At 70.6% G+C, this 21,889-nt stretch carries 23 protein-coding genes; 13 read left to right on the top strand and 10 right to left on the bottom strand.

The genetic code is table 11. The features are described from left to right. Window positions 1–14: 14 nt before the first annotated feature. Complete coding sequence (locus tag ACFY1L_RS10495; RefSeq protein WP_388821082.1) at window positions 15–1,064, bottom strand: alpha/beta fold hydrolase; 1,050 nt, start codon at window positions 1,062–1,064, stop codon at window positions 15–17. Between the two features lie 163 nt (window positions 1,065–1,227). On the opposite strand from ACFY1L_RS10495, the gene ACFY1L_RS10490 reads away from it, so the two are divergent. The 4 genes from ACFY1L_RS10490 (at window position 1,228) to ACFY1L_RS10475 (ending at window position 3,114) form a co-directional block, all read left to right on the top strand. Beyond that, entirely contained in the window at window positions 1,228–1,452 is a 225-nt protein-coding gene (locus ACFY1L_RS10490) for a hypothetical protein (protein ID WP_388821079.1), read from the top strand. Between the two features lie 181 nt (window positions 1,453–1,633). Then, window positions 1,634–2,278 carry a TetR/AcrR family transcriptional regulator gene (locus tag ACFY1L_RS10485; protein ID WP_388821076.1) on the top strand — a complete coding sequence of 215 codons (645 nt, stop codon included), beginning with the start codon at window positions 1,634–1,636 and terminating at the stop codon, window positions 2,276–2,278. A 153-nt stretch (window positions 2,279–2,431) separates the two neighbouring features. Further along, window positions 2,432–2,659 carry a DUF3107 domain-containing protein gene (locus ACFY1L_RS10480; RefSeq protein ID WP_142142321.1) on the top strand — a complete coding sequence of 76 codons (228 nt, stop codon included), beginning with the start codon at window positions 2,432–2,434 and terminating at the stop codon, window positions 2,657–2,659. A 185-nt stretch (window positions 2,660–2,844) separates the two neighbouring features. Beyond that, window positions 2,845–3,114 (top strand): hypothetical protein, encoded by a 270-nt coding sequence (locus ACFY1L_RS10475; protein ID WP_388821204.1) that lies wholly within the window; start codon window positions 2,845–2,847, stop codon window positions 3,112–3,114. 54 nt (window positions 3,115–3,168) lie between these two features. On the opposite strand, the gene ACFY1L_RS10470 is transcribed toward ACFY1L_RS10475, so the two are convergent. Beyond that, on the bottom strand, window positions 3,169–3,906 hold the full coding sequence (locus ACFY1L_RS10470) for a ferritin-like domain-containing protein (RefSeq protein WP_388821073.1): 738 nt from the start codon (window positions 3,904–3,906) through the stop codon (window positions 3,169–3,171). Between the two features lie 470 nt (window positions 3,907–4,376). Between ACFY1L_RS10470 and ACFY1L_RS10465 the strand changes: the two genes are divergently transcribed. After that, window positions 4,377–6,950 carry a DEAD/DEAH box helicase gene (locus ACFY1L_RS10465; RefSeq protein WP_388821070.1) on the top strand — a complete coding sequence of 858 codons (2,574 nt, stop codon included), beginning with the start codon at window positions 4,377–4,379 and terminating at the stop codon, window positions 6,948–6,950. Window positions 6,951–7,640: 690 nt separating this feature from the next. Beyond that, the gene (locus ACFY1L_RS10460; RefSeq protein WP_388821067.1) at window positions 7,641–8,528 is read left to right on the top strand and encodes an alpha/beta fold hydrolase; all 888 of its coding nucleotides are present in this window, start codon (window positions 7,641–7,643) and stop codon (window positions 8,526–8,528) included. A gap of 14 nt (window positions 8,529–8,542) precedes the next feature. Here ACFY1L_RS10460 and ACFY1L_RS10455 read toward each other — a convergent pair whose 3' ends face one another. Next, window positions 8,543–9,445 carry an NYN domain-containing protein gene (locus ACFY1L_RS10455; protein WP_388821201.1) on the bottom strand — a complete coding sequence of 301 codons (903 nt, stop codon included), beginning with the start codon at window positions 9,443–9,445 and terminating at the stop codon, window positions 8,543–8,545. Window positions 9,446–9,619: 174 nt separating this feature from the next. Between ACFY1L_RS10455 and ACFY1L_RS10450 the strand changes: the two genes are divergently transcribed. Continuing rightward, window positions 9,620–9,772, top strand: a complete 153-nt coding sequence (locus ACFY1L_RS10450) for a hypothetical protein (protein ID WP_185124170.1) — start codon at window positions 9,620–9,622, stop codon at window positions 9,770–9,772. A gap of 92 nt (window positions 9,773–9,864) precedes the next feature. Here ACFY1L_RS10450 and ACFY1L_RS10445 read toward each other — a convergent pair whose 3' ends face one another. The 3 genes from ACFY1L_RS10445 to ACFY1L_RS10435 all read right to left on the bottom strand — a co-directional run bounded on the left by ACFY1L_RS10445 (window position 9,865) and on the right by ACFY1L_RS10435 (window position 12,136). Next, window positions 9,865–10,470 (bottom strand): MarC family protein, encoded by a 606-nt coding sequence (locus ACFY1L_RS10445; RefSeq protein WP_388821064.1) that lies wholly within the window; start codon window positions 10,468–10,470, stop codon window positions 9,865–9,867. 57 nt (window positions 10,471–10,527) lie between these two features. After that, the gene (locus ACFY1L_RS10440; protein ID WP_388821061.1) at window positions 10,528–11,385 is read right to left on the bottom strand and encodes a PHP domain-containing protein; all 858 of its coding nucleotides are present in this window, start codon (window positions 11,383–11,385) and stop codon (window positions 10,528–10,530) included. Window positions 11,386–11,494: 109 nt separating this feature from the next. Further along, a complete protein-coding gene (locus ACFY1L_RS10435) occupies window positions 11,495–12,136 on the bottom strand; it encodes a DUF6758 family protein (RefSeq protein WP_388821059.1) in 642 nt (213 codons plus the stop codon). Between the two features lie 171 nt (window positions 12,137–12,307). Here ACFY1L_RS10435 and ACFY1L_RS10430 point away from each other — a divergent pair, with 171 nt between their 5' ends. Beyond that, entirely contained in the window at window positions 12,308–13,543 is a 1,236-nt protein-coding gene (locus tag ACFY1L_RS10430) for an MFS transporter (protein WP_388821056.1), read from the top strand. Window positions 13,544–13,584: 41 nt separating this feature from the next. Here ACFY1L_RS10430 and ACFY1L_RS10425 read toward each other — a convergent pair whose 3' ends face one another. Then, complete coding sequence (locus ACFY1L_RS10425; RefSeq protein ID WP_388821053.1) at window positions 13,585–14,169, bottom strand: suppressor of fused domain protein; 585 nt, start codon at window positions 14,167–14,169, stop codon at window positions 13,585–13,587. Window positions 14,170–14,670: 501 nt separating this feature from the next. Between ACFY1L_RS10425 and ACFY1L_RS10420 the strand changes: the two genes are divergently transcribed. Continuing rightward, the gene (locus tag ACFY1L_RS10420; protein ID WP_388821050.1) at window positions 14,671–15,786 is read left to right on the top strand and encodes a magnesium and cobalt transport protein CorA; all 1,116 of its coding nucleotides are present in this window, start codon (window positions 14,671–14,673) and stop codon (window positions 15,784–15,786) included. A 40-nt stretch (window positions 15,787–15,826) separates the two neighbouring features. Next, a complete protein-coding gene (locus ACFY1L_RS10415; RefSeq protein ID WP_388821047.1) occupies window positions 15,827–16,345 on the top strand; it encodes a hypothetical protein in 519 nt (172 codons plus the stop codon). A 4-nt stretch (window positions 16,346–16,349) separates the two neighbouring features. Here ACFY1L_RS10415 and ACFY1L_RS10410 read toward each other — a convergent pair whose 3' ends face one another. Continuing rightward, window positions 16,350–17,093 carry a hypothetical protein gene (locus ACFY1L_RS10410; protein ID WP_388821044.1) on the bottom strand — a complete coding sequence of 248 codons (744 nt, stop codon included), beginning with the start codon at window positions 17,091–17,093 and terminating at the stop codon, window positions 16,350–16,352. Window positions 17,094–17,364: 271 nt separating this feature from the next. Here ACFY1L_RS10410 and ACFY1L_RS10405 point away from each other — a divergent pair, with 271 nt between their 5' ends. Genes ACFY1L_RS10405 through ACFY1L_RS10395 form a run of 3 tightly spaced genes read left to right on the top strand, consistent with a single transcriptional unit; the run spans window position 17,365 to window position 20,411 of the window. Then, on the top strand, window positions 17,365–18,651 hold the full coding sequence (locus ACFY1L_RS10405; protein WP_388821042.1) for a magnesium transporter MgtE N-terminal domain-containing protein: 1,287 nt from the start codon (window positions 17,365–17,367) through the stop codon (window positions 18,649–18,651). After that, window positions 18,641–19,234 (top strand): DUF1003 domain-containing protein, encoded by a 594-nt coding sequence (locus tag ACFY1L_RS10400; RefSeq protein ID WP_388821039.1) that lies wholly within the window; start codon window positions 18,641–18,643, stop codon window positions 19,232–19,234. Before ACFY1L_RS10405 ends, ACFY1L_RS10400 begins: the two co-directional genes overlap by 11 nt. A 43-nt stretch (window positions 19,235–19,277) precedes the next feature. After that, window positions 19,278–20,411 (top strand): Mrp/NBP35 family ATP-binding protein, encoded by a 1,134-nt coding sequence (locus ACFY1L_RS10395; RefSeq protein WP_388821036.1) that lies wholly within the window; start codon window positions 19,278–19,280, stop codon window positions 20,409–20,411. An 80-nt stretch (window positions 20,412–20,491) separates the two neighbouring features. Here ACFY1L_RS10395 and ACFY1L_RS10390 read toward each other — a convergent pair whose 3' ends face one another. Both ACFY1L_RS10390 and ACFY1L_RS10385 read right to left on the bottom strand, forming a co-directional pair. Next, complete coding sequence (locus ACFY1L_RS10390) at window positions 20,492–21,163, bottom strand: hypothetical protein (protein WP_388821034.1); 672 nt, start codon at window positions 21,161–21,163, stop codon at window positions 20,492–20,494. 226 nt (window positions 21,164–21,389) lie between these two features. Then, entirely contained in the window at window positions 21,390–21,827 is a 438-nt protein-coding gene (locus tag ACFY1L_RS10385) for a sec-independent translocase (RefSeq protein ID WP_388821031.1), read from the bottom strand. Window positions 21,828–21,889 lie beyond the last annotated feature (62 nt).

The raw sequence follows: 21,889 nt of genomic DNA, 5'->3' as shown, positions 1-21,889 counted from the left end.
TCCCACGTCGGCGCTCAGCTCCCCGCACTCTCGGCGGCGGTCTCGCCGTCGCCGACGACCGCACCACCGCCGTCGACAGCCGACTCCCGGGACGGGGTGGCGTCGCTCAACTGCCCGGCCTCCGCGAGGAGTTCGAGGAAGGACCGGGCCACCGTCTCCGGGTACTCCATCATCGCCACGTGCCCCGCCTCCGGCAGGGTGAGCAGACGGGAGTCACGGAAGGTGCGGGCCGCCTTCTGGGCCATGCGGAAGCCGACGAGCTGGTCCCGGCCGCCGTAGACGAGCAGGGTCGGGGCGAGGACGCGCTCGGCCTGGCGCCACAGGCCATGCTGCCCGCCCAGCGTGTACGCGTTGACGATCCCGCGCGCGGAACGCGTCATCGCGTCCCAGAGGTACGGCAGTTGCATCCGCCGTTCCATCTCCTCCACCGCGTTGCGGAATCCTTCCGGCGAGACCCGCCCGGGGTCGCCGTAACAGAGCGCCATGACCCCGCGGACCCGCTCCTCCGCGGTCCACTCCTTGGTGAACCGGGTGAAGAGCCCGGCCACTCCGGGCACCGCCAGCAGCGCCGTCGGCACGGCGGTCCGCTGGACCCGGATCTCCGGCAGCGCGGGCGAGACCAGCGTCAGCGTCCGTACGAGATCGGGCCGCAGCGCCGCGACGCGCGTGGTGACCGCGCCGCCGAGCGAGTTGCCGAAGAGGTGCACGGGACCGCGCCCGGCCGCGTCGAGAAAACGGATCACCGCGCGCGCGTGCCCGGTGACCGAGTAGTCGCCGTCGTCCGGCGGCGGGGAGTCGCCGAAGCCCGGCAGGTCGACGGCCTCGCCGTCGACCACGCCCTCCAGCTGCTCCATCAGCGCCGACCAGTTCTGCGAGGAACCGCCGAGCCCATGGACGTACAGCGCGGGTGGCAGGCCTTCGCGCGCCGGCGGTCTCGACCGCACCGTCAGCGTGATTCCCGGCAGCCCGACCGACCTGAGCCGCTCGCCCTCCGCGACCCTGACGGGCGCCACCTTCGGGAGCACATTGGTCGCCGGCACGGACGGCAGCTCGGTCGAAGACATGCGGCAATGTTACGAGACGATCACGCAGTGGCTCATGTGTTCGCCGTCACAGATGGCACGCACATGGCATGGCGTCCGGATCGGGTGTCTCCTAGGCTCGTGAAGAGGGCACCCGCTGTGGCCCCTGCTTCTTTCAGGGACATTCGTAGGAAGGGAGCCCACCATGGCCATTGATCCCAGCGATCCCGGGACGTTCGAGGACGACGAGACCGGCAAGGACCGGGAGATCGACGTCGAGGCCCCCGAGAACGACGCCGCGGAGCAGTACACGGACCTCGCACCGGACCGCGACGACCCTCTCGAGGACGTGGACCCGGCCCGTGCGAACGAGGCCGACATCGTCGAACAGCACAGGGTCGTCTCCATCGACGAGGACGACTACCGCTGACGCCCGCTGAGCTGGAACAAGACATCTTGCTGCGCGCTCCGCCCCGGTTTGAAACCTTCTGCGCGGCTTTCGTGGCTGTCCGGTCCGTGAAATTCTGCGCTCGCACCGCGCACACCAGGGTTACCGAAAAGTACGATGGCGGCGCGGCGCACACCGCATGTGGACGATATTGGGAGGCGGCGTGACAGCCATCGAGCAGACAGAGGCGGCACGCCCGCGGGGCACACGCCTGCCGCGCCGTGCCCGACGGAACCAGCTGCTGGGCGCCGCACAGGAAGTCTTCGTGGCGCAGGGTTACCACTCGGCCGCGATGGACGACATCGCCGAGCGCGCCGGTGTCAGCAAGCCGGTGCTCTACCAGCACTTCCCGGGCAAGCTCGACCTCTACCTGGCACTGCTGGACCAGCACTGCGAGTCACTGATCGGGGCGGTGCGCGGCGCGCTCGCGTCGACGACCGACAACAAGCAGCGCGTACGGGCGACCATGGACGCCTACTTCGCGTACGTCGAGGACGACGGCGGCGCCTTCCGTCTGGTCTTCGAGTCGGACCTGACGAACGAGCCCGCGGTGCGCGAGCGCGTCGACAAGGTCACGAACGAGTGCGCGGAGGCGATCTGCGAGGTCATCGCCGAGGACACGGGCCTCTCGCGCGCGGAGTCGATGCTGCTGGCCTCCGGTCTCGGCGGGCTCGCCCAGGTCGTGGCCCGCTCCTGGCTGCACAGCGACCGAAGCGTCCCGCGCGACCAGGCGGTGCAGCTGCTGACCTCGCTGGCCTGGCGCGGCATCGCGGGCTTCCCGCTGCACGGCACCGACCAGCACCACTGACCCGCACACGCGCGTGGGGGGCCGTTTGTTCCCGTCCGCTGTTCGCTCCTGGCGTGCAGGCGTGGAGCGTGCAGGTCCCCTCACCGGGCTAATGTGTGCTGGGTACGGCGCGTAAAGGTCGCGCACTTCACTGACCGTCGGAGGGACATAGCCGTGGAGGTCAAGATCGGCGTGCAGCACGCGCCCCGCGAGATCGTTCTGGAGAGCGGTCAGAGTGCCGAGGAGGTCGAGCGGATCGTGGCCGAGGCACTGGCCGGGAAGTCGCAGCTGCTGACCCTCGTGGACGAGCACGGCCGCAAGGTCCTCGTGCCGGCCGAGCGCCTCGCCTACGTGGAGCTCGGCGAGCCGGCCCCGCGCAAGGTGGGCTTCGGCGCGCTGTAGTCGGACAGCAGCAGAGGGGCCCGGCGACTGCGCAGTCGCCGGGCCCCTCTCGCATTTGTCGGCAAGATTTTTTCTCCACATATGGAGCACAAGTCACGCACAGAGGAGGATTGCATTCCGCAGGTCACGGGTATGACGGGCTACGACCGTGACGCGCAGTGTGGCCGTGTGGGAGGGACCCCATGATGTTGTTCGAAGCTCTCGGCTCCGCTCTGCTCGGTCTGGTACTCGCGTGGGCCGCCCACCACCGGCTGTCCCATCGTCTGCCCGCCCGTTCCCTGGTGCTGGCGACGGGTGTCGCCGGGGCCCTGTTCGGCGCCTTCGTCATGCACAGCGCGCTGGACCCCGGCAACTTCCTGGTGATCCTCCTCGGCGGCGCCATCGTCTCCGCCGCCTCGCTGTCCCTGCTGCTGCGCCCCGCGGGAAGACTCCGCCGGCGGTCGGCGCCGGCGTAACTCGGCACAGGGCGAACAGGGTGAGCAGGACGATCAGGAGGGTGAGGGCCAGGGTTAGGCGGCGAGACCCAGCGCGGCCATCCGCTTAGTGTGCGCCTCGGTGATCCGCGAGAACATCCGGCCGACCTCGGCGAGGTCGAAGCCGTCCGCGACGCCGCCGACGAGCATCGTCGACAGCGCGTCGCGGTCCGCGACCACCCGCTGGGACTGCGACAGGGCCTCGCCCATCAGACGCCGCGCCCACAGCGCGAGCCGGCCGCCCACGCGCGGGTCGGCGTCGATCGCCGCGCGCACCTTCTCGACGGCGAAGCCCGCGTGCCCGGTGTCGTCCAGCACGGCGAGCACGAGTTCACGCGAGTCCGAGTCGAGCCGCGCGGCGACCTCGCGGTAGAAATCGCTGGCGATCGAGTCGCCGACGTACGCCTTGACGAGCCCCTCCAGCCAGTCCGAGGGCGCCGTCTGCTTGTGGAAGCCGTCGAGCGCCGCGACGAACGGCTCCATCGCGCGCGTGGGCTCCTCGCCGATCTCGGTGAGGCGGTCGCGCAGCTTCTCGTAGTGGTGGAACTCCGCCGACGCCATCTTCGCCAGCTCCGCCTTGTCCGTCAGGGTCGGCGCCAGCTTGGCGTCCTCCGCGAGCCGCTCGAACGCCGCGAGCTCGCCGTACGCCAGCGCACCGAGGAGGTCGACGACCGCGGCCCGGTACTGGGGGTCTGCGGAGGCCTTCGCCCAGTCCTGGGCGGCGACTCCGGTGTGCTCGTCAGGTGCGTCAGAGGTGTTGTCAGGCGTCGTCATGAAGCGCACAATAGTCCGCTTGCCGAGCCGTGGAAGTCCCTGGTCAATCAGTGTGATGACGGCTACGTGACCAAATCGGCCATCGCGTGTGCGTGATTCCGGGGTATGGTGGTAATGCGCCTGCCGACTACTCGACGGGCCGCACGTATGAGGATGCCCGGTCGGTGGCCCGATCGGCTCCGACCCGACAGCCCTCCATATCCATACGGCACATTGCGTATGGCGCCCGGAGGGACCCCCTCAGCGGTACGAGCGCTAGAGCGTCGGCAGTGGTCCCGTGCGTTACGGCAAGCCCGTAAGGCAGCCGACGTCCCCGGCACGGTCCGTCAAAGACCCCCGCGCTCGCCTCGCACCGCGCACACAGAAGAGGCAGCACCCTGACTACGACGTTCAGAGATCTCGGAATCCTTCCCGAGACCGCCGAGGCCCTGGAGGCCGTCGGCATCACCACCCCCTTCCCCATCCAGGAGATGACCCTCCCCGTCGCCCTTTCCGGCACGGACGTCATCGGCCAGGCCAAGACCGGCACCGGCAAGACGCTGGGCTTCGGCCTCCCGCTCCTCGAGCGCGTCACCGTCCCCGCGGACGTGGAGGCGGGCCGCGCGAAGCCCGAGGAGCTCACCGACACTCCGCAGGCGCTCGTCGTCGTCCCCACGCGCGAGCTGTGCACGCAGGTCACCAACGACCTGCTGACCGCGGGCAAGGTGCGCAACGTGCGCGTCCTCGCCATCTACGGCGGCCGGGCCTACGAGCCCCAGGTCGAGGCCCTCAAGCAGGGCGTCGACGTGGTCGTGGGCACCCCGGGCCGGCTCCTGGACCTCGCGGGCCAGAAGAAGCTCAACCTCAAGCACGTCAAGGCCCTTGTCCTCGACGAGGCCGACGAGATGCTCGACCTGGGCTTCCTGCCCGATGTCGAGAAGATCATCAACCTGCTGCCGGCCCGCCGTCAGACCATGCTGTTCTCGGCGACCATGCCGGGCGCGGTCATCGGTCTCGCGCGCCGCTACATGTCGCAGCCCACGCACATCCGCGCCACCGCGCCGGACGACGCGGGCGCGACCGTCGCGAACACGGCCCAGTTCGTCTACCGCGCGCACAACATGGACAAGCCCGAGATGGTCGCGCGCATACTGCAAGCCGAGGGCCGCGGTCTGGTCATGGTCTTCTGCCGTACGAAGCGCACCGCGGCCGACCTCGCCGACCAGCTCAAGCAGCGCGGCTTCGCGGCCGGCGCGGTCCACGGCGACCTCGGCCAGGGCGCCCGCGAGCAGGCGCTGCGCGCGTTCCGCAACGGCAAGGTGGACGTCCTCGTCTGCACCGACGTCGCCGCCCGCGGCATCGACGTCGAGGGCGTGACGCACGTCATCAACTACCAGTCTCCCGAAGAGGAGAAGACGTACCTGCACCGCATCGGCCGCACCGGCCGCGCGGGCGCCAAGGGCATCGCGATCACGCTCGTCGACTGGGACGACATCCCGCGCTGGCAGCTGATCAACAAGGCGCTGGAGCTGTCGTTCAACGACCCGCCGGAGACGTACTCCACCTCCCCGCACCTCTTCGAGGAGCTGAACATCCCCGCGGGCACCAAGGGTGTCCTGCCGCGTGCCGAGCGCACGCGTGCGGGCCTCGACGCGGAGGAGCTCGAGGACCTGGGCGAGACCGGCGGCCGCGGTGGACGCGGTCACGGTGGCCGGGGCGGCGAGCGGGGCGGCCGGGGCGAGCCCCGAACCGCCGACCGCGAGCACTCGGCCCGTACGCCGCGTCGCCGTCGCCGTACCCGCGGTGGAACGGACCTGGACGCGACGGCCACCCCGGAAGCCGCGACGGAGGTCTCGTCGACCGAGGAGACGTCTGGCCCGCGCACCCCGCGCCGCCGTCGCCGCACCCGCGGCGGTGCGGCAGGCGAGCCGGTGGCCGCCGCGGCAGCGGTGTCCGAGTCCGCGGAAGCCGCCGTCACGACGGCGGAGGGCCCCGCCCTGGACGCCCCCGAGGCCCCGGCGAAGCCGCGCCGCCGCCGGACCCGCAAGTCCGCGGAGACGACGGTGACTTCGGCCGAGGCGACGACAGCAGAGACGGTCGTCCAGGAGGCTCAGGCAGTCGTCGAAGCCCCGGCGATCGTGGAGCCCGAGGCTCCCGCCAAGCCCCGCCGCCGTACCCGTAAGGCCGCCGAGACCGCGGTCGACACGGCCGAGGGCACCACCGAGACCGCTCCGGAGCCGACGGAGGCCGCACCGCGCCGCCGTACCCGGAAGGCCACGGCTGCGGCCGAGGCCGCGGTGGACACGGCGGAGGCCGCCGAGGCCAAGCCGCGCACCCGTACCCGCAAGGCGACGGCCGCCGCCGAGACCGCGGTGGACACCGCCGAAGCCACGGAGGCCAAGCCCCGCCGTACGCGCAAGGCCGCCGCCGCGGCCGAGATCCCGGCGCAGGCCGCCGAGGAGCCCGAGGCCAAGCCCCGCACCCGCGCCCGCAAGGCGACGGCTGCCGCCGAGGCCGCGGTGGACACCGCCGAGGGCACGGAGGCGAAGCCGCGCACCCGTACCCGTAAGACGGCCGCCGCTTCGGAAACCACCGAGGCCGCGCCCCGTAGGCGTACGCGCAAGGTCGCCGAGTCCGTCGACGCCGCTGTGGCGCCGGAGGCCGCCGAGGCCAAGCCGCGCACCCGTACCCGCAAGGCGACGGCCGCCGCCGAAGCCGCGGTGGACACCGCCGAGGGCACGGAAGCCAAGCCGCGCCGCACCCGCAAGACGGCCGCCGCCGCCTCGGAAACCACCGAGGAGGCCAAGCCCCGCCGCACACGGAAGGCAGCGACCGCCGCCGTCGACACGGCCGAGGCCACGGAGGCCAAGCCGCGCCGTACGCGCAAGACGGCCGCCGTCGCCGAGATCCCGGCGCAGGCCGCCGACGAGCCGGAGGCCAAGCCCCGCACCCGCGCCCGCAAGGTCACGGCACCCGCCGAGACCAGCGCCGACGCGGCCGAGACAAAGCCCAGGGCACGTCGCACGCGGAAGGCCACGGCCACCGCGGAGCCCGCGGAGAGCTGACCGCTCACTCACCCGACGGCCCGGCCCACCTCACGTGGGCCGGGCCGTCGGCGTTTCCGACACCCAGCACCGGGCCACTCCACGCACCCCGCATCACCGGAACCCGGCCGTCGGCCTTCCGACACCGGAACCCGCCCAACCAGCCCACCCCACCCGCCCCACCTCACATGAGCCCGGGCCATCGCCCTTCCGGCACCGGAACACCCGGCAATCCCCGCACCCCGCGCCCCGCTTCACCTGAGCCGGCCACCGGCCCTCCAACACCGCAACACCCGTCCGCCCCGCGCCCCCCACTCACCCACGCCACCAGAGCCCGGCTACCCCCTCACCCACCCACCCGCCACCTCACCTCACCTCACCTGAGCCGGCCACCGACCCTCCAACACCGCAACACCCGTCCGCCCCACGTCCCCCACTCACCCACGCCACCAGACCCCGACCGCCCGCCTTCCAACACCGGAACACCCGGCAATCCCCGCACCCGGCACCCCGCGCCCGCCTCACCCGAGCCCAGCCATCCGCCTTCCAGCACCGCAACACCCAGCCGCACCCGCACCCCCTGCACCCCTGCACCCCCTCCCCAGAACCCAGCCACCGCCCCTCCCACACCACAACCCCCCGCCACCCCTCGCGCCCCACCCCGTCCCCCTCCTCGACCGCCCCCACACTCCCGCCAGATAACCTCACCCCATGAGCCGTCCCCCGAGCTTCACCCCGCCCCCCGGCGCCCGCGCGTACGCCCTGCGGACTGCGCGTGGAGAGTTCGCCGTCGTCGACGCGCCCGTGGCGGACGGTGTCGCCCCGCGGGGTACCGCGCTGCTGCTGCCCGGGTTCACCGGCAGCAAGGAGGACTTCAATCCGCTGCACGTGTCGCTCGCGGCGCGCGGCTACCGGACCGTGGCGGTGGACGGGCGGGGACAGTTCGAGTCCGACGGGCCGGAGAACGACGAATCGGCCTACGCGCAGGACGAGTTGGCGCGGGACGTGCTCGCGCAGGCCGAGGCGATCGGCACCCCCGTGCACCTCGTCGGGCACTCCCTCGGCGGGCAGATCGCGCGGGCCGCGGTCCTGCTCGACCACGCCCCCTTCCGCTCCCTCACCCTCATGGCCTCCGGCCCCGCCCAGATCTCCAGCTCCCAGCAGCAGCGCGTCAAGCTGCTCCGGGACGCGCTCGCCGTGATGAGCATGCCCGAGGTGTGGGACGCGATCCAGGCCATGGAGCCGCCGGAGGAGACCGACACAGGGGAACTGGACGAGGGGCTCGACGACCGGGAGGACCTGCGCCGCCGCTGGCTGGGCAACAAGCCCGCGCAACTCATCGCCACCGGCCGCCAGTTGTGCGTCGAGCCGGACCGCGTGGCGGAACTCGCCGCCGTACCGATGCCGTTCCACGTCCTGTCGGGTTCCCGCGACGACACGTGGCCGGTGACACTGCTCGACGACATGGCTCTACGGCTGCAGGCCCACCGCACGGTCGTCCAGGGCGCCGAGCACTCCCCCAATACCGACAAGCCCCTCGAAACGGCCCGCGCCTTCGCCGGCTTCTGGGACGGGACACAGGCCCGCAGGCCGCAATAGCGCTCCAGTTCGGCCTAGTACTGCGTCTGCAGGTGCTCCCAGAAGCCGTCCCGCAACGCCCGCCGCAGGTCCGCCTGCCCCCGCAGGGAGTACTGCAGCAGGCCCTCCGCCTCCACCAGCAGGTCCTGGTCCACCGAACCCGGCAGATACGGGTGGCCGGGCAGCAGTTCCCCCAGGGAGTCTCGGCCCCGCGCCGCCAGCCACTTCGCCGCGATCTGCGCGCCGACGAAGCGGACGTCCTCGCGGGTCGGCCGGGAGGCGCCGGCCTCGTAGGCGGGAGCGGTGCGCCGGGACACGTACGGCTTGAAGAAGTCGAGGTCGAAGGTGCGCTGGCTGTCGACCTCCCAGAGCAGCGGCTCCGCCTGGTTGCGCCCCTCGGGGGCCTCGATGCCCCACAGGTGGACGCGCGCCCCGTACCCCTGCGCCGCTTCGACCGCCGACACCAGGTCCTCGTCGCCGCCCAGCAGTGCCGCGTCGCTGATCGCCCGGTGCCGGGCGAGGGACTCCAGATCCGTCCTGATCAGTGAGTCGACGCCCTTCTGCTGGTTGTTGGCGTTCAGGTTGCCCAACCGGACCTTCACGTCCGGCAGTTCGGCGATGGACTGCTGCTCGGCGGTGTGGATGCGGCGTCTGGCGCCGTCGTACCAGTAGACGCGGAGCAGCCGGCTGTCCGCGAAGATCGTGCGGGCCTTGTCGATGAGCGCCTCGATCAGCCCCTCGGCGTCCAGGTCGAAGGCGCGTCGGTCCTCCGTCCCGGCCACCAGCCGCCCCGCGGCCGCATACAGATATCCCGCGTCGACGAAGATCGCATGCGTCGAGGGCGTCTTCGCCACCTCGGCGAGCATGCGCTGCAGCAGCTCGTTCGTGCGGTCGATGCGGGCACTGAGGGCCGCGAGGTCGTCGTTCATCGCCTCCATTGTCCCGGCGGTCACGCTGCGAACACAACCGGTCCCGGTCAGTCTCCCGGCGGGCCCATCCGAACTTCTTACCACTCAGTAATTAGCCGTTCGAAAAATTTCCTTAGCGTAGGGAATGTTTGTAACACGCAGCCCGTTGACTACTACATACACAGCGAGACGAAGGGAGAGGCCGTGCGCTTCGAAATCATGCGACTCGACGAGGTCAACGGCACGACCGTGGACAGCAAGGTCGTGGACGCCGCCTCCGTCAACCGGATCGTTCAGCAGGCCGCCGCCATCGGGCAGCGCCTCTGGATCAGGCCGGCCGAGGAGTCGGCCGCGTAACAGACGCGGATCACCACAGACGCGGATCACCGCCAAAGCTTCAGAGCCCCCGTACGGCATCGACGCCGTACGGGGGCTCTGCGCTTGGGGGATCAGCTCGCCCGGACCACCTGCGTGATGCCGTTGATGATCTGCTGCACGGCGATCGCGGAGAGCATCATGCCCGCGAGCCTCGTCACCAGGACCACACCGCCGTCCTTGATGACCCGGATGATCAGCAGCGAGTACCGCATCACGAGCCAGAGCACCACATGGATGGCGAGGATCGCCGCCCACACCGACACCTGGGTGGCGACGCTGTCGGCCTTCTGCACGGCGAGGATGACGGACACGATGGCACCCGGGCCGGCCAGCAGCGGCATGCCCAGCGGTACGAGGGCGACGTTGACGTCCTTGGTCTGCTTCGGCTCGTCCGTCTTGCCGGTGAGCAGGTCGAGGGCGATCAGCAGGAGCAGCAGTCCGCCCGCGATCATCAGGGCGGGCACGGAAACATGCAGGTAGTCGAGGATCTGGTGCCCCAGGAGCCCGAACACGGTGATCACACCGCCCGCCACACAGACGGCCTGGAAGGCCATCCGCTTCTGCACCTTGCCGGGGCGTCCGGCGGTCAGGGCGAGGAAGATCGGGGTGATCCCGGGGGGATCCATGATGACGAAGAGGGTCAGGAAGAGGGAGCCGAAGACGGCGACGTCGAACATGACTGAGGAGGCCTTGCAGGAAGAGGTGCGAATACGACGGTGAGGTGCGGGCGGACCTCAGGCCCCGCCGGTCCCCGGCACCGGGAACGCACCCGTCGCCCGCCGCGTGATCTCGCCGTACACCTCGGGATCCGTCGTGTACTCGCCGAGCAGGACGGTCTTCCGGCTGCCGTGGTAGTCGCTGGACCCGGTGGTCAGCAGCCCCAGCTCCTTGGCCAGGCCCCGCAGCCGGGCGCGGGTCTCCAGGTCGTGGTCCATGTGGTCGACCTCGATGCCGTCCAGCCCGGCGGCGGCCATCTCGGCGATCGCGGACTCCGGGACCGTACGGCCGCGCTTGCTGGCACCCGGGTGGGCGAAGACCGTGACCCCGCCCGCGGCCTTGACCAGCCGGATCGCCTCGAAGGGGTCCGTCTCGTGCTTCTCGACGAAGGCCCGGCCGCCGTCGGCGAGCCAGTCCGCGGTGAACGCGTCGCTCACGGTGGGCACGACGCCCAGCTCGACCAGCGCGGAGGCGACATGCGGACGTCCGACGGAACCGTCACCGGCGATCCGCTTCACCTGCTCCCAGGTGACCGGCACCCCCAGCTCGTTCAGCTTGGCGATCATGCCGTGGGCGCGGGGCACCCGGTCGTCCCGCACCAGCTCGCGCTCGGCGAGCAGCGCCGGCTCCTCGGGGTCGAAGAGGTAGGCCAGCATGTGCATCGAGATGCCGTCGATACGGCAGGACAGCTCGGCGCCGGTGACGAGCGTGAGCCCCTCGGGCAGCGCGGCGATCGCCTCGGCATGCCCGCGGGTGGTGTCGTGATCGGTCAGCGCGACGACGTCCAGCCCGGCAGCGGCGGCATTGCGCACCAGCTCGGCCGGGGTGTCCGTACCGTCGGAAGCGGTGGAGTGGGTGTGCAGATCGATGCGCACGACGCGGACTCCAGGCGGTGACGGGACGGAAGAGGACACCCAAGGATAGCGGGAATCCAGTGGTGCCCTGTCACACCCGAAACTGTGATGTGCCCCCTACAGCGAACGCTCAGGGTTCCAACAGCCTGGGCGACAGCGCCCCGCAGGGGACCAGCTCCACTTCCGCGCCCGCATCCCGCAGGTCCGTCAGCACCAGCTCGTCGTACATCAACAGCCCCGACTGCTCGGGCCACACCACGGCCCACAGCCACAGCCCGCGCGCCTCGCCCGCGAAGACCGCGCGGTCGTCGGGGGAGCCGGTGACATGCCAGAGCGGAGTGGGGCGGCCGCCGGCCAGCACCTTGGCCTGGGGCGGCTTCTCTACGTTCATGTACGGCCCCGGGTCCGGACCGTCGATGCCCGCGTACCGCGCGCCGAGCCCGACGCCGAGTTCCTCGGCGACGAGGATCAGCTCTCCTATACCGCCGAGCGGCCCCGGCCCCGAGCAGGCCACGGCGGTCGCGCGACCGCCGTGGCGGTCGTCACCGGCGCAGGCCACGCCCGTGTGCAGCCAGCCGACCGGCAGCGGCCACGGCATCCACACCGGTACCTGCGTGCGGTGCACCACGACGCCGAGGGCCTCGACGCTGGGCGGGATCACGGGCTGCACCGGATGCACGGTGCCGTGCACATCGCACTGCCACGAATCGGCGAAGAGTCCGGGAGCCCTGACCCGGCCACCACACTTCGGGCAACTGGGTTCGCCCCTCATAGGGCCCCACGGTCCTACCCCGGCTCCCCCACGTCAAGGACGATCACCCGTCCGGACGGAACCCTTCACCGGAACCCTCACCAGGCATAACTAGATGCATCTTGCATTAATTAGCCACCCTAACTTACTATGTGCATACACCAACTATCTACGTCGGGATGGGAGCACACGATGGGAGCAAGTCAGGACCCCTTCGACGCGGGGGCGGGCAGCATCCTGCGGCAGCCGAAGGCCGTGTGGGCGACGGCCGGCGCGTCCGTCGTCGCCTTCATGGGCATCGGACTCGTCGACCCGATCCTGCCGTCCATCGCCAAGGGCCTCGACGCCACGGCCGGCCAGGTCTCCCTCCTCTTCACCTCGTACTTCCTGATCACGGCCGTGGCGATGCTGGTCACCGGCTTCGTCTCCAGCCGCATCGGCGGCCGCAAGACGCTGCTGCTCGGTCTCGCGTTCGTGGTGGTCTTCGCGGGCCTCGCGGGCACGTCGAACTCCGTCGCCGAACTCGTCGGCTTCCGCGCCGGCTGGGGCCTGGGCAACGCGCTCTTCGTCTCCACGGCCCTCGCGGTCATCGTCGGCGCGGCGGCGGGCGGCAGCGCGGCCGCGATCCTGCTCTACGAGTCCGCACTCGGCCTGGGCATGGCCTGCGGCCCGCTCCTGGGCGCACTGCTCGGCAACCAGAGCTGGCGTTACCCGTTCTTCGGCACCGCGTTCCTCATGGCGGTCGGCTTCCTGTGCATCACGGCATTCCTGAAGGAACAGCCGAAGCCGGCGCGAAAGACCTCGCTGCTCGACCCCCTCAAGGCCCTCGGCCACGGCGGCCTCGCCTCCGCCGCCGTCTCGGCGTTCTTCTACAACTACACGTTCTTCACCGTGCTGGCCTTCACCCCGTTCGTGCTGAACATGACCCCGTACAAGTCGGGCGCCGTGTTCTTCGCCTGGGGTGTGCTGCTCGCCGTCTTCTCGGTGATCGTGGCGCCGCGCATGCAGGCGCGGTTCGGCTCGCTGAAGGTGCTCGGCGGCTCGCTGGTACTGCTCGCCGCCGACGTGCTCGTCCTCGGCTACGGCGACCACACGACCGCCGTCGTCTGCACGATCCTGTCCGGCGCCTTCATCGGCGTGAACAACACCGTGTACACGGAGCTGGCCCTCGGCGTCTCGGACGCGCCCCGCCCGGTGGCGAGTGCGGGCTACAACTTCGTGCGCTGGTTCGCCGCGGCCGCGGCTCCCTACTTCGCGCCGAAGATCGAGGAGTGGACCGACATCCACATCCCGTTCGTGGTCGCGGCGGTCACCGCGGTGCTGGGTGCGGTCGTGGTCCTCGTACGACGGAACGCGCTCACGCACGAGGCCGAGGAGCTGGAGCCGCAGCACGCGACCGAGGACGGCGTCACCGTCTTTGCCAACTGACGCTTTCCGGCCACCGGTTGGTGAGCTTCCTCACTCGCCGGTCAGTCCAGCGGGACGGATCTCCGGGACGGGTCCCGGAGATCCGTCCCGTTCGTCAGCCAGCGCTCCTGGAGGGCCTGGGCGCCGTGCACACGCTTCCAGGCGGCCTCGTTCGGGGTCATCGGCAGCAAGGGCAGGAAACGCACCGGGTCGAGGGGCTCGTCGAGTTCGAGGTCCTCGACCAGTCCGCCCGGCTCGGCGACCAGGACCGAGCTGAAGGGCGCGCCGGGCCACAGGGGTTCACCGATGTCGAGCGAGGCGCCAGGGGCCACGATCACGCCCTCGACCTGCGGGGACGCGGCGAGTACGGCGAGCGGGCGGAGCGCCTTGTCGGTGTCGGCGAGGCCGCCTCGTACCGAGAGGACCAGCTCGGCGCGGGGGCCCTGGACCGGGTCGGCGAGCACCGCGGTGGGGTCGCTCATCGGCTGCGCGGACATGCCGAGCGTGGCGTAGCGGACGATGTCGTCCTGGCGGAAACGGAGCACCTCGATACGGTCCGTGCCCAGGAACGTGACCGCCGCGCGCGCGTCCGGTTCGCCCAGCGCGGTGCGCAACCGGGCCTCGACCAGAGCAAGAACATCAACCATGCGGCGAGCATAGAACTCGTCAGTACCGGGCAAAGCGGCGGCTTGACACTTTGGGCTGCTGATAGTCTGACCCGGTCGTTCGGGCAGCACGCAGAAGCGTCGCGATCGAGTCCCGACGCGAGTGAGACTCCCTTACGGGAATGGATCGTCCCTTACGAGGGACCGGCCGGAGGAGGTGGGGCTGTCATGGATCGAAGTCACCCGTGCAGTACCACTCGCTCTTCCCGCCGCTGATACAGCTGATCCGGCTCTGGCTGACCGCCGCCTTTCACGCTCACGTCTTCACGCGGAAGAGCACTTCGTTTCGTTTTGCCTGATCTGTCTGATCTGAATCAGTAGCGAAGCTCGCCACCGCGATGGTGCGGTGCTCCCCGCTTTGCGGACGTGCCAAACACCTTTCCTGCCTCAAGGGCGGGGATCCCCTTGTCAGGACGTCCCCATTCCGGGTAGTTCCACCCGTCGTCGGCGCCCTCTTCGCTGCCCGTCACGAAGGAGCCAGCCATGTCGATGATCCGTGACCTCCGCGCCGCGGTCCGCCCGTCCCGCATCTCCCTGCGCAAGGACACCGGCGTGTACGACACGACTCGCGATCCCTCGACGCCTTCGGCCGTCGTCGACTGCGCCGTCTACCGCGACGGCAGCCGCGTCGACACCGGCAAGCCGCTGACCCCGCACGAGGCGATGCGCCTGGTGCGCCGCGACGGCGGCTTCGTGTGGATCGGGCTGCACGAGCCGACCGAGGCCGAATTCGCCGGTATCGCGGGCGAGTTCGGGCTACACCCGCTGGCCGTGGAGGACGCGGTCCAAGCCCACCAGCGGCCCAAGCTGGAGCGGTACGACGACTCCCTGTTCACCGTCTTCAAGACCGTCCACTACGTCGAGCACGACGAACTCACCGCCAGCAGCGAGGTCGTCGAGACCGGTGAGGTCATGTGCTTCACCGGACGGGACTTCTTCATCACCGTCCGGCACGGCGGGCAGGGCTCGCTGCGGGCGCTCAGGCACCGGCTGCAGGACGACCCCGAGCTGCTCGCCAAGGGCCCCTCGGCGGTGCTGCACGCGATCGCCGACCACGTGGTCGACGGCTATCTCGCGGTCGCCGACGCCATGCAGGACGACATCGACGAGGTGGAGACAGAGGTCTTCTCGCCCGGCCGGGGCGGTGTCTCGCGCGGTGTGGACTCGGCGCGGATCTACCAACTCAAGCGCGAGGTCCTGGAGTTCAAGCGCGCGGTCTCGCCGCTCCTGCGCCCCATGCAGCTGCTGAGCGAGCGGCCGATGCGGCTGATCGACCCGGACATCCAGAAGTACTTCCGGGACGTCGCCGACCACCTCGCCCGGGTCCAGGAGCAGGTCGTCGGCTTCGACGAACTGCTCAACTCGATCCTCCAGGCCAACCTCGCGCAGGCGTCCGTCGCACAGAACGAGGACATGCGGAAGATCACCGCCTGGGCCGCGATCATCGCCGTACCGACGATGGTGTGCGGGGTGTACGGCATGAACTTCAAGTACATGCCGGAGCTGCACTGGAAGTACGGATACCCGGTGATCATGGGCATCACGGTCTGCCTCTGCCTCGGCATCCACCGCACGCTGAAGCGAAACGGCTGGCTGTGAGGGCCCCGGGCGCCGCGCGACGCCTCGATAGGCTGGGCGCATGACAAGCGAGCTGCTCGAGCAGGCCCTCGTCGAGGAGGCCACTAAGAAGTCCGGCCTCGTCTGGGTCAAGGGCCCCGGCGTCCCGGCGCGTGCGCTGTGGCACGTGTGGCACGAGGGTGCCGCGTGCGTCGTCGGCGACGGGCCGGGCGAGCAGCCGCTGCCGGGGCTGGCCGACGGGGCCGGCGCCGAGGTCACGGTCCGCAGCAAGGACAAGGGCGGCCGGCTGGTGACCTGGCCGGCGAAGGTCGTGGAGCTCGCGCCCGGGTCCGAGGAATGGACGGCGACGGTGGCCGAACTGAAGGGCAAGCGCCTCAACGCCCCCGACGGCGAGGCCATGACGGAGCGCTGGTCGCGCGAGTGCCGGGTGCTGCGCCTGGAGCCCGCGGGAACCACCGAGCCGCTGCCCGAGGGTTCGCTCGCCGAGGCGCCGCTGCCCTCGCCGGCGACGACGCGTCAGCCGATCCCCGCGGGCCTTCCGCGACTGCTGCTCAAGAAGAAGAAGAAGCGCCGCCGCTGAGGTCTCACGACGTCGGCAGCTGCTTCCCGTAGTCGACCGTCTCGTTCTGCTTCGGCTTCGTCAGCGCGAAGTCCTTGCCCCAGGACGAGAAGGAGAGGGTTCCGGCGCCGCCCGCGCGGACCAGCAGGAGCGGGTAGGGCCTGCCCTCGAGGGAGACGTCCAGGGTGCCGCCGGAGCCCTCGTCGCCGGTGATCCGGATGGTGGGGGTACCAGCCTGCTCGTGGTGGCCGTCCGTCCCGAGCGAACCGTGCAGCGTCAACAGCCCGTCGAGGAGGACGTCCATGTCCGTGAAGCCGACGAACTTCTTGTACGAGGGGTCTCCCTGCGGGACCTTCACGTACTTGCCGTCGAGCTTGCCCGCGGCCGAGGCGTCCTTGTCGCCGTCCGCGTGGTTCCAGAACGCCGAGTCGGCCTTCAGATACAGCTGCTCACCGATCCGCAGCAGCCCGAAGGCCCCGCCCTTGGCGGTGACCGTGCCGGTGGCGCCGTCGGACTTCAGGCGCATGTCGAGTTTGTACGTGCGCCCATTGGTGACCACGTTTCCTGAGAGACGTACGGAGTCGGCGGACTCGGCGGCCGCCCGGGTCTTCGACTGGATCTGGCCGGCCGGCAGCTTGCCGACCCCGTTGGTGCCCGCGTCCGGATCCTCGCTGCAGCCCGAGAGCAACCCCGTCCCCGTCACCACCAGCGTGCACATCGCGCTCACCAGCGCGGTCCGGCGGGTTCGGCCCAGAGGGATCGCGGTCACAGGCGGGGCTGCCTTTCTGTGGAGGGACGTGGGCGCTGACGCCGCCGGCCAGGCGGGAAGGCGACGACGGCGCCCCTGCGCGTACGGCAGCGTACCGGGGTCGCGTCGGCCCGGCGGAGCCAGTCCGTCCGGACCCGCCACCAGCGCGGATCCGATCGGCACGGGCTAGCCTGAAGCCCACCCGAGCGGGCAATTCGGAATACAGGCACAGCAAAGACACGAGCAGCGAAAAGCACTACGAAACACCCCGTACGGAAAAGGAGGCGCAGCCATGGGAGCGGGCGCCCCCCGGATCTTCGTCTCGCACCTCGCCGGTGTCGCCGCCTTCGACCCCAACGGCGACCAGGTGGGCCGCGTGCGCGACCTGGTCGTCATGCTGCGCGTCGGGCGACGGCCCCCGCGCGTGCTCGGGCTGGTCGTCGAACTGTCCACCCGGCGCCGGATCTTCCTGCCCATGACCCGGGTGACCGGCATCGAGTCCGGCCAGGTCATCATCACCGGTGTGCTCAACGTCCGCCGCTTCGAGCAACGCCCCACCGAGCGGCTGGTCTTCGGGGAACTCCTCGACCGGCGCGTCACCCTCGTCGAGACCGGCGAGGAGGTCACCGTCCTCGACGTGTCGGTGCAGCAGCTGCCGGCCCGCCGGGACTGGGAGGTCGGCCGGGTCTTCGTACGCAAGGGGAAGGGCGGGGCCTTCAGGCGGGCCAAGGGCGAGACGCTGACGGTGGAGTGGTCCGCGGTCACCGGCTTCTCCCTGGAGGAGCACGGACAGGGCGCCGAGAGCCTCCTCGCCACCTTCGAGCAGCTGCGCCCCGCCGACCTCGCGAACGTCCTGCACCACCTCTCCGCCAAGCGTCGCGCCGAGGTCGCCGCGGCCCTCGACGACGACCGCCTGGCCGACGTGCTCGAAGAGCTGCCGGAGGACGACCAGATCGAGATCCTCGGCAAGTTGAAGGAGGAGCGTGCCGCCGACGTCCTGGAGGCCATGGACCCGGACGACGCGGCCGACCTGCTCGCCGAGCTCCCCGAGGAGGACAAGGAGCGGCTGCTGACGCTGATGCAGCCGGACGAGGCGGCCGACGTGCGCCGGCTCATGGCGTACGAGGAGAAGACCGCCGGCGGTCTCATGACCACCGAGCCGATCGTCCTGCGCCCGGACGCCACCGTCGCCGACGCCCTCGCGCGCGTGCGCAACCGCGACCTCTCCCCCGCCCTCGCCGCCCAGGTCTACGTCTGCCGCCCGCCCGACGAGACCCCGACCGGCAAGTACCTCGGCACGGTCCACTTCCAGCGGCTGCTGCGCGAGCCGCCGTACACGCTGGTCAGCGCGGTCGTCGACGACGACCTGCAGACGCTGGACCCCGACGCCCAGCTGCCCGTCGTCGCCGGGTTCTTCGCGACGTACGACATGGTCGCTGCGCCCGTCGTCGACGAGGCCGGGGCGCTGCTCGGCGCGGTGACCGTGGACGACGTACTGGACCACATGCTGCCCGAGGACTGGCGGGAGACCGAGTTCCACCTCGAGGAGGACGAGGGGGCGACCGCCCATGGCTCCTGAGCGCGAGACCAGCCGCGAGCGCACCCCGGCGGGGGCGACGGCCGCCACGCGCACGCGTGCCCGTCTGGACCAGCCGCGCCCGCCGCGCAGGCGGCTGCTGCCCGAGTGGGACCCGGAGGCCTTCGGACGGCTCTCGGAGCGCATCGCGCGGTTCCTGGGCACCGGACGGTTCATCGTCTGGATGACGGTCGTCATCATCGCCTGGGTGCTGTGGAACGTCTTCGCCCCGCACGACCTGCGCTTCGACAACTACCCGTTCATCTTCCTGACCCTGATGCTGTCGCTCCAGGCCTCCTACGCGGCCCCGCTGATCCTGCTCGCGCAGAACAGGCAGGACGACCGCGACCGGGTCAACCTCGAGCAGGACCGCAAGCAGAACGAGCGGTCCATCGCCGACACCGAGTATCTGACCCGCGAGATCGCCGCCCTGCGCATCGGCCTCGGCGAGGTCGCCACCCGCGACTGGATCCGCTCCGAGCTGCAGGACGTGGTCAAGGAGCTGGAGGAGCGGCAGAACGGCCACCACCAGCACGTCGTATTCCGGGCAGAACGGTCCCGCGGACGTGACGTAGAAGACCGCTGACAGGCATCCCGGGGGGCCTGTGCGGCGCCGTACCATCGTCCTTATGGCTAGCGAAGACGCGGTGCGCGAGGCACTGGCGACGGTGAACGACCCCGAGATCAACCGACCCATCACCGAGCTCGGGATGGTCAAGTCGGTCGACATCGCAGCGGACGGAGCGGTCGCGGTCACCGTGTACCTGACGGTCTCCGGCTGCCCGATGAGGGAGACGATCACGCAGCGCGTGACCGATGCGGTCTCCCGGGTCGAGGGCGTCACCCGCGTCGACGTGACGCTGGACGTCATGAGCGACGAGCAGCGCAAGGAGCTGGCGACCGCGCTGCGCGGCGGCACGGCCGAGCGCGAGGTCCCCTTCGCCAAGCCCGGCTCGCTCACGCGCGTGTACGCGGTCGCGTCCGGCAAGGGCGGCGTCGGCAAGTCGTCGGTGACGGTGAACCTGGCAGCGGCGATGGCGGCCGACGGCCTGAAGGTCGGTGTCGTCGACGCCGACATCTACGGCCACAGCGTGCCGCGCATGCTCGGTGCGGACGGCCGTCCGACCCAGGTCGAGAACATGATCATGCCGCCGTCGGCGAACGGCGTGAAGGTGATCTCCATCGGCATGTTCACGCCGGGCAACGCCCCGGTCGTGTGGCGCGGCCCGATGCTCCACCGCGCGCTGCAGCAGTTCCTGGCGGACGTGTACTGGGGCGACCTGGACGTCCTGCTGATGGACCTCCCGCCCGGCACCGGCGACATCGCCATCTCCGTCGCCCAGCTGGTCCCGAACGCCGAGATCCTGGTCGTGACGACGCCCCAGCAGGCGGCCGCGGAGGTCGCCGAGCGGGCCGGCTCCATCGCCGTACAGACCCACCAGAAGATCGTCGGCGTGGTCGAGAACATGTCCGGCCTGCCCTGCCCGCACTGCGGCGAGATGGTCGACGTGTTCGGCACGGGCGGCGGCCAGTCGGTGGCGGACGGCCTGACCCGTACGACGGGTGCGACGGTCCCGGTCCTCGGCTCCATCCCGATCGACGTCCGCCTGCGCGAAGGCGGCGACGACGGCAAGCCGGTCGTCCTGTCCGACCCGGACTCCCCGGCGGGCGCGGCCCTGCGCGGCATCGCGGGCAAGCTCGGCGGACGCCAGCGGGGTCTGTCGGGCCTGTCGCTTGGGATCACGCCGAAGAACAAGTTCTAGGCTCGTACGGCTTTCCAGGCTTCGTACGATCGAGGGGGCGCCGTCCGGAAGAGACGGCGCCCCCTTTGTCGTAACCCCGACTAGGCGTAGGCCGAGATGTCCTTGATCACGGCGAAGCCCAGGCCGTATGCGCTCATCCCTCTCCCGTACGCCCCCACGTGCACCCCTTCCTGCGTGGAGCCCGCGAGGACCCAGCCGAACTCGGACTCGCGGTAGTGGAACGACGTCGGGACGCCGTCCACCGGCAGGGAGAGCGTCGACCAGGCCGGGCCGGACAGGTCGTCGGCCAGGGCCCACGCCGTCTCCGTCTGCTGCTCCAGCCAGTCGTCGCGCAGGGAGTGGTCCATCTGACCGGGCCAGGTGAAGGACAGCAGCCCCACACCCGCGAGCCAGGCCGCCGAGGACACCGAGGTGGCCTCCAGGAGCCCCGTGCCGTCGGCGCTGCGCCGTACGGGGTTGGCCGCGACCGTGACCACGACCGCGAACTTCTCCTTGGGCTCGCCGGTCGCACCGACCGCGTACTCGTTCTTCACGGAGGGCTCGTCGCCGAACCCGATCGAACCGTGTTCGACGGCTCCGTCGGCCGCCGTCCCGACCTGCATCAGCCGGCGCGGCCCCGTGAAGGCCTCGTCGAGGCCGTACCACGGGAAGGGCGCCTGCAGGTAGCCGTCGGCCGTGCGCCGGGCGGAGGGGTCCTGTGGTCCGCCCTCCGCGGCCGGCGCCTGCGCGACTGCCTGACTCGTCGTCTCCATGTGCCCGGACGCCTCCTCGCTCTCGTCGGATCGGAGCGGCCCGCCCCCCTTCGGGCGTACTCGTCCGGTCCGCACAACAACTCGGCAGCATAGCCACACCTGTGAGGGCAGCCGGGAAACCCACCGGCGCGTGGGGCGCGCCGGGAGGCGGGTTCAGGCCGTGCGGAGGCGCCGTGGAGTATGAAGTGCGTCACGTACGGCGCAGGTGAGCAGCGGGGCGTACGGCTCAGGTGGCGTCCGCGTCGAAGGGCGGACGGTCGTCCTCCTCGGGCTTCTTCGTCATGTCGACGCGGCCGCCGGAGGAGCCGGACGAAGAGGAAGAAGAGCTCGGCGAGTCGGTTTCGCGGCTGTGGACCGCGTCCGTCACCTCGGCCATCTCCTTCTTCAGGTCGAAGCCGTTGCGGATCTCCTTGAGCCCCAGTTCGTCGTTGTCCAGCTGCTTGCGGATGAACGTCTTGGGGTTGAGGTCCTCGAACTCGAAGTCCTTGAACTCCGGGCCGAGCTCCGACCGGATGTCCTGCTTGGCGCTCTCCGAGAACTCCCGGATCTTGCGCACGGTCCGCATGACGTCCTGGATGACCTTCGGGAGCTTGTCCGGACCGAAGACGAGCACGGCGAGGACAACGAGCGTGACAAGCTCGAGCGGTCCTATGTCATTGAACACCTGAAGCTCCTTGCGATGTCCTCGGTCCTCGGCCCTCGGTGGTCTGTGCGGGTCTTCCGTGG

Origin of the sequence: Streptomyces sp. NPDC001663, from assembly GCF_042893105.1 — a bacterium.
GTDB lineage: Bacteria > Actinomycetota > Actinomycetes > Streptomycetales > Streptomycetaceae > Streptomyces.
The sequence above is the reverse complement of the archived record's forward strand: the minus strand, read 5'-3'. Positions and strand labels throughout refer to the sequence as shown.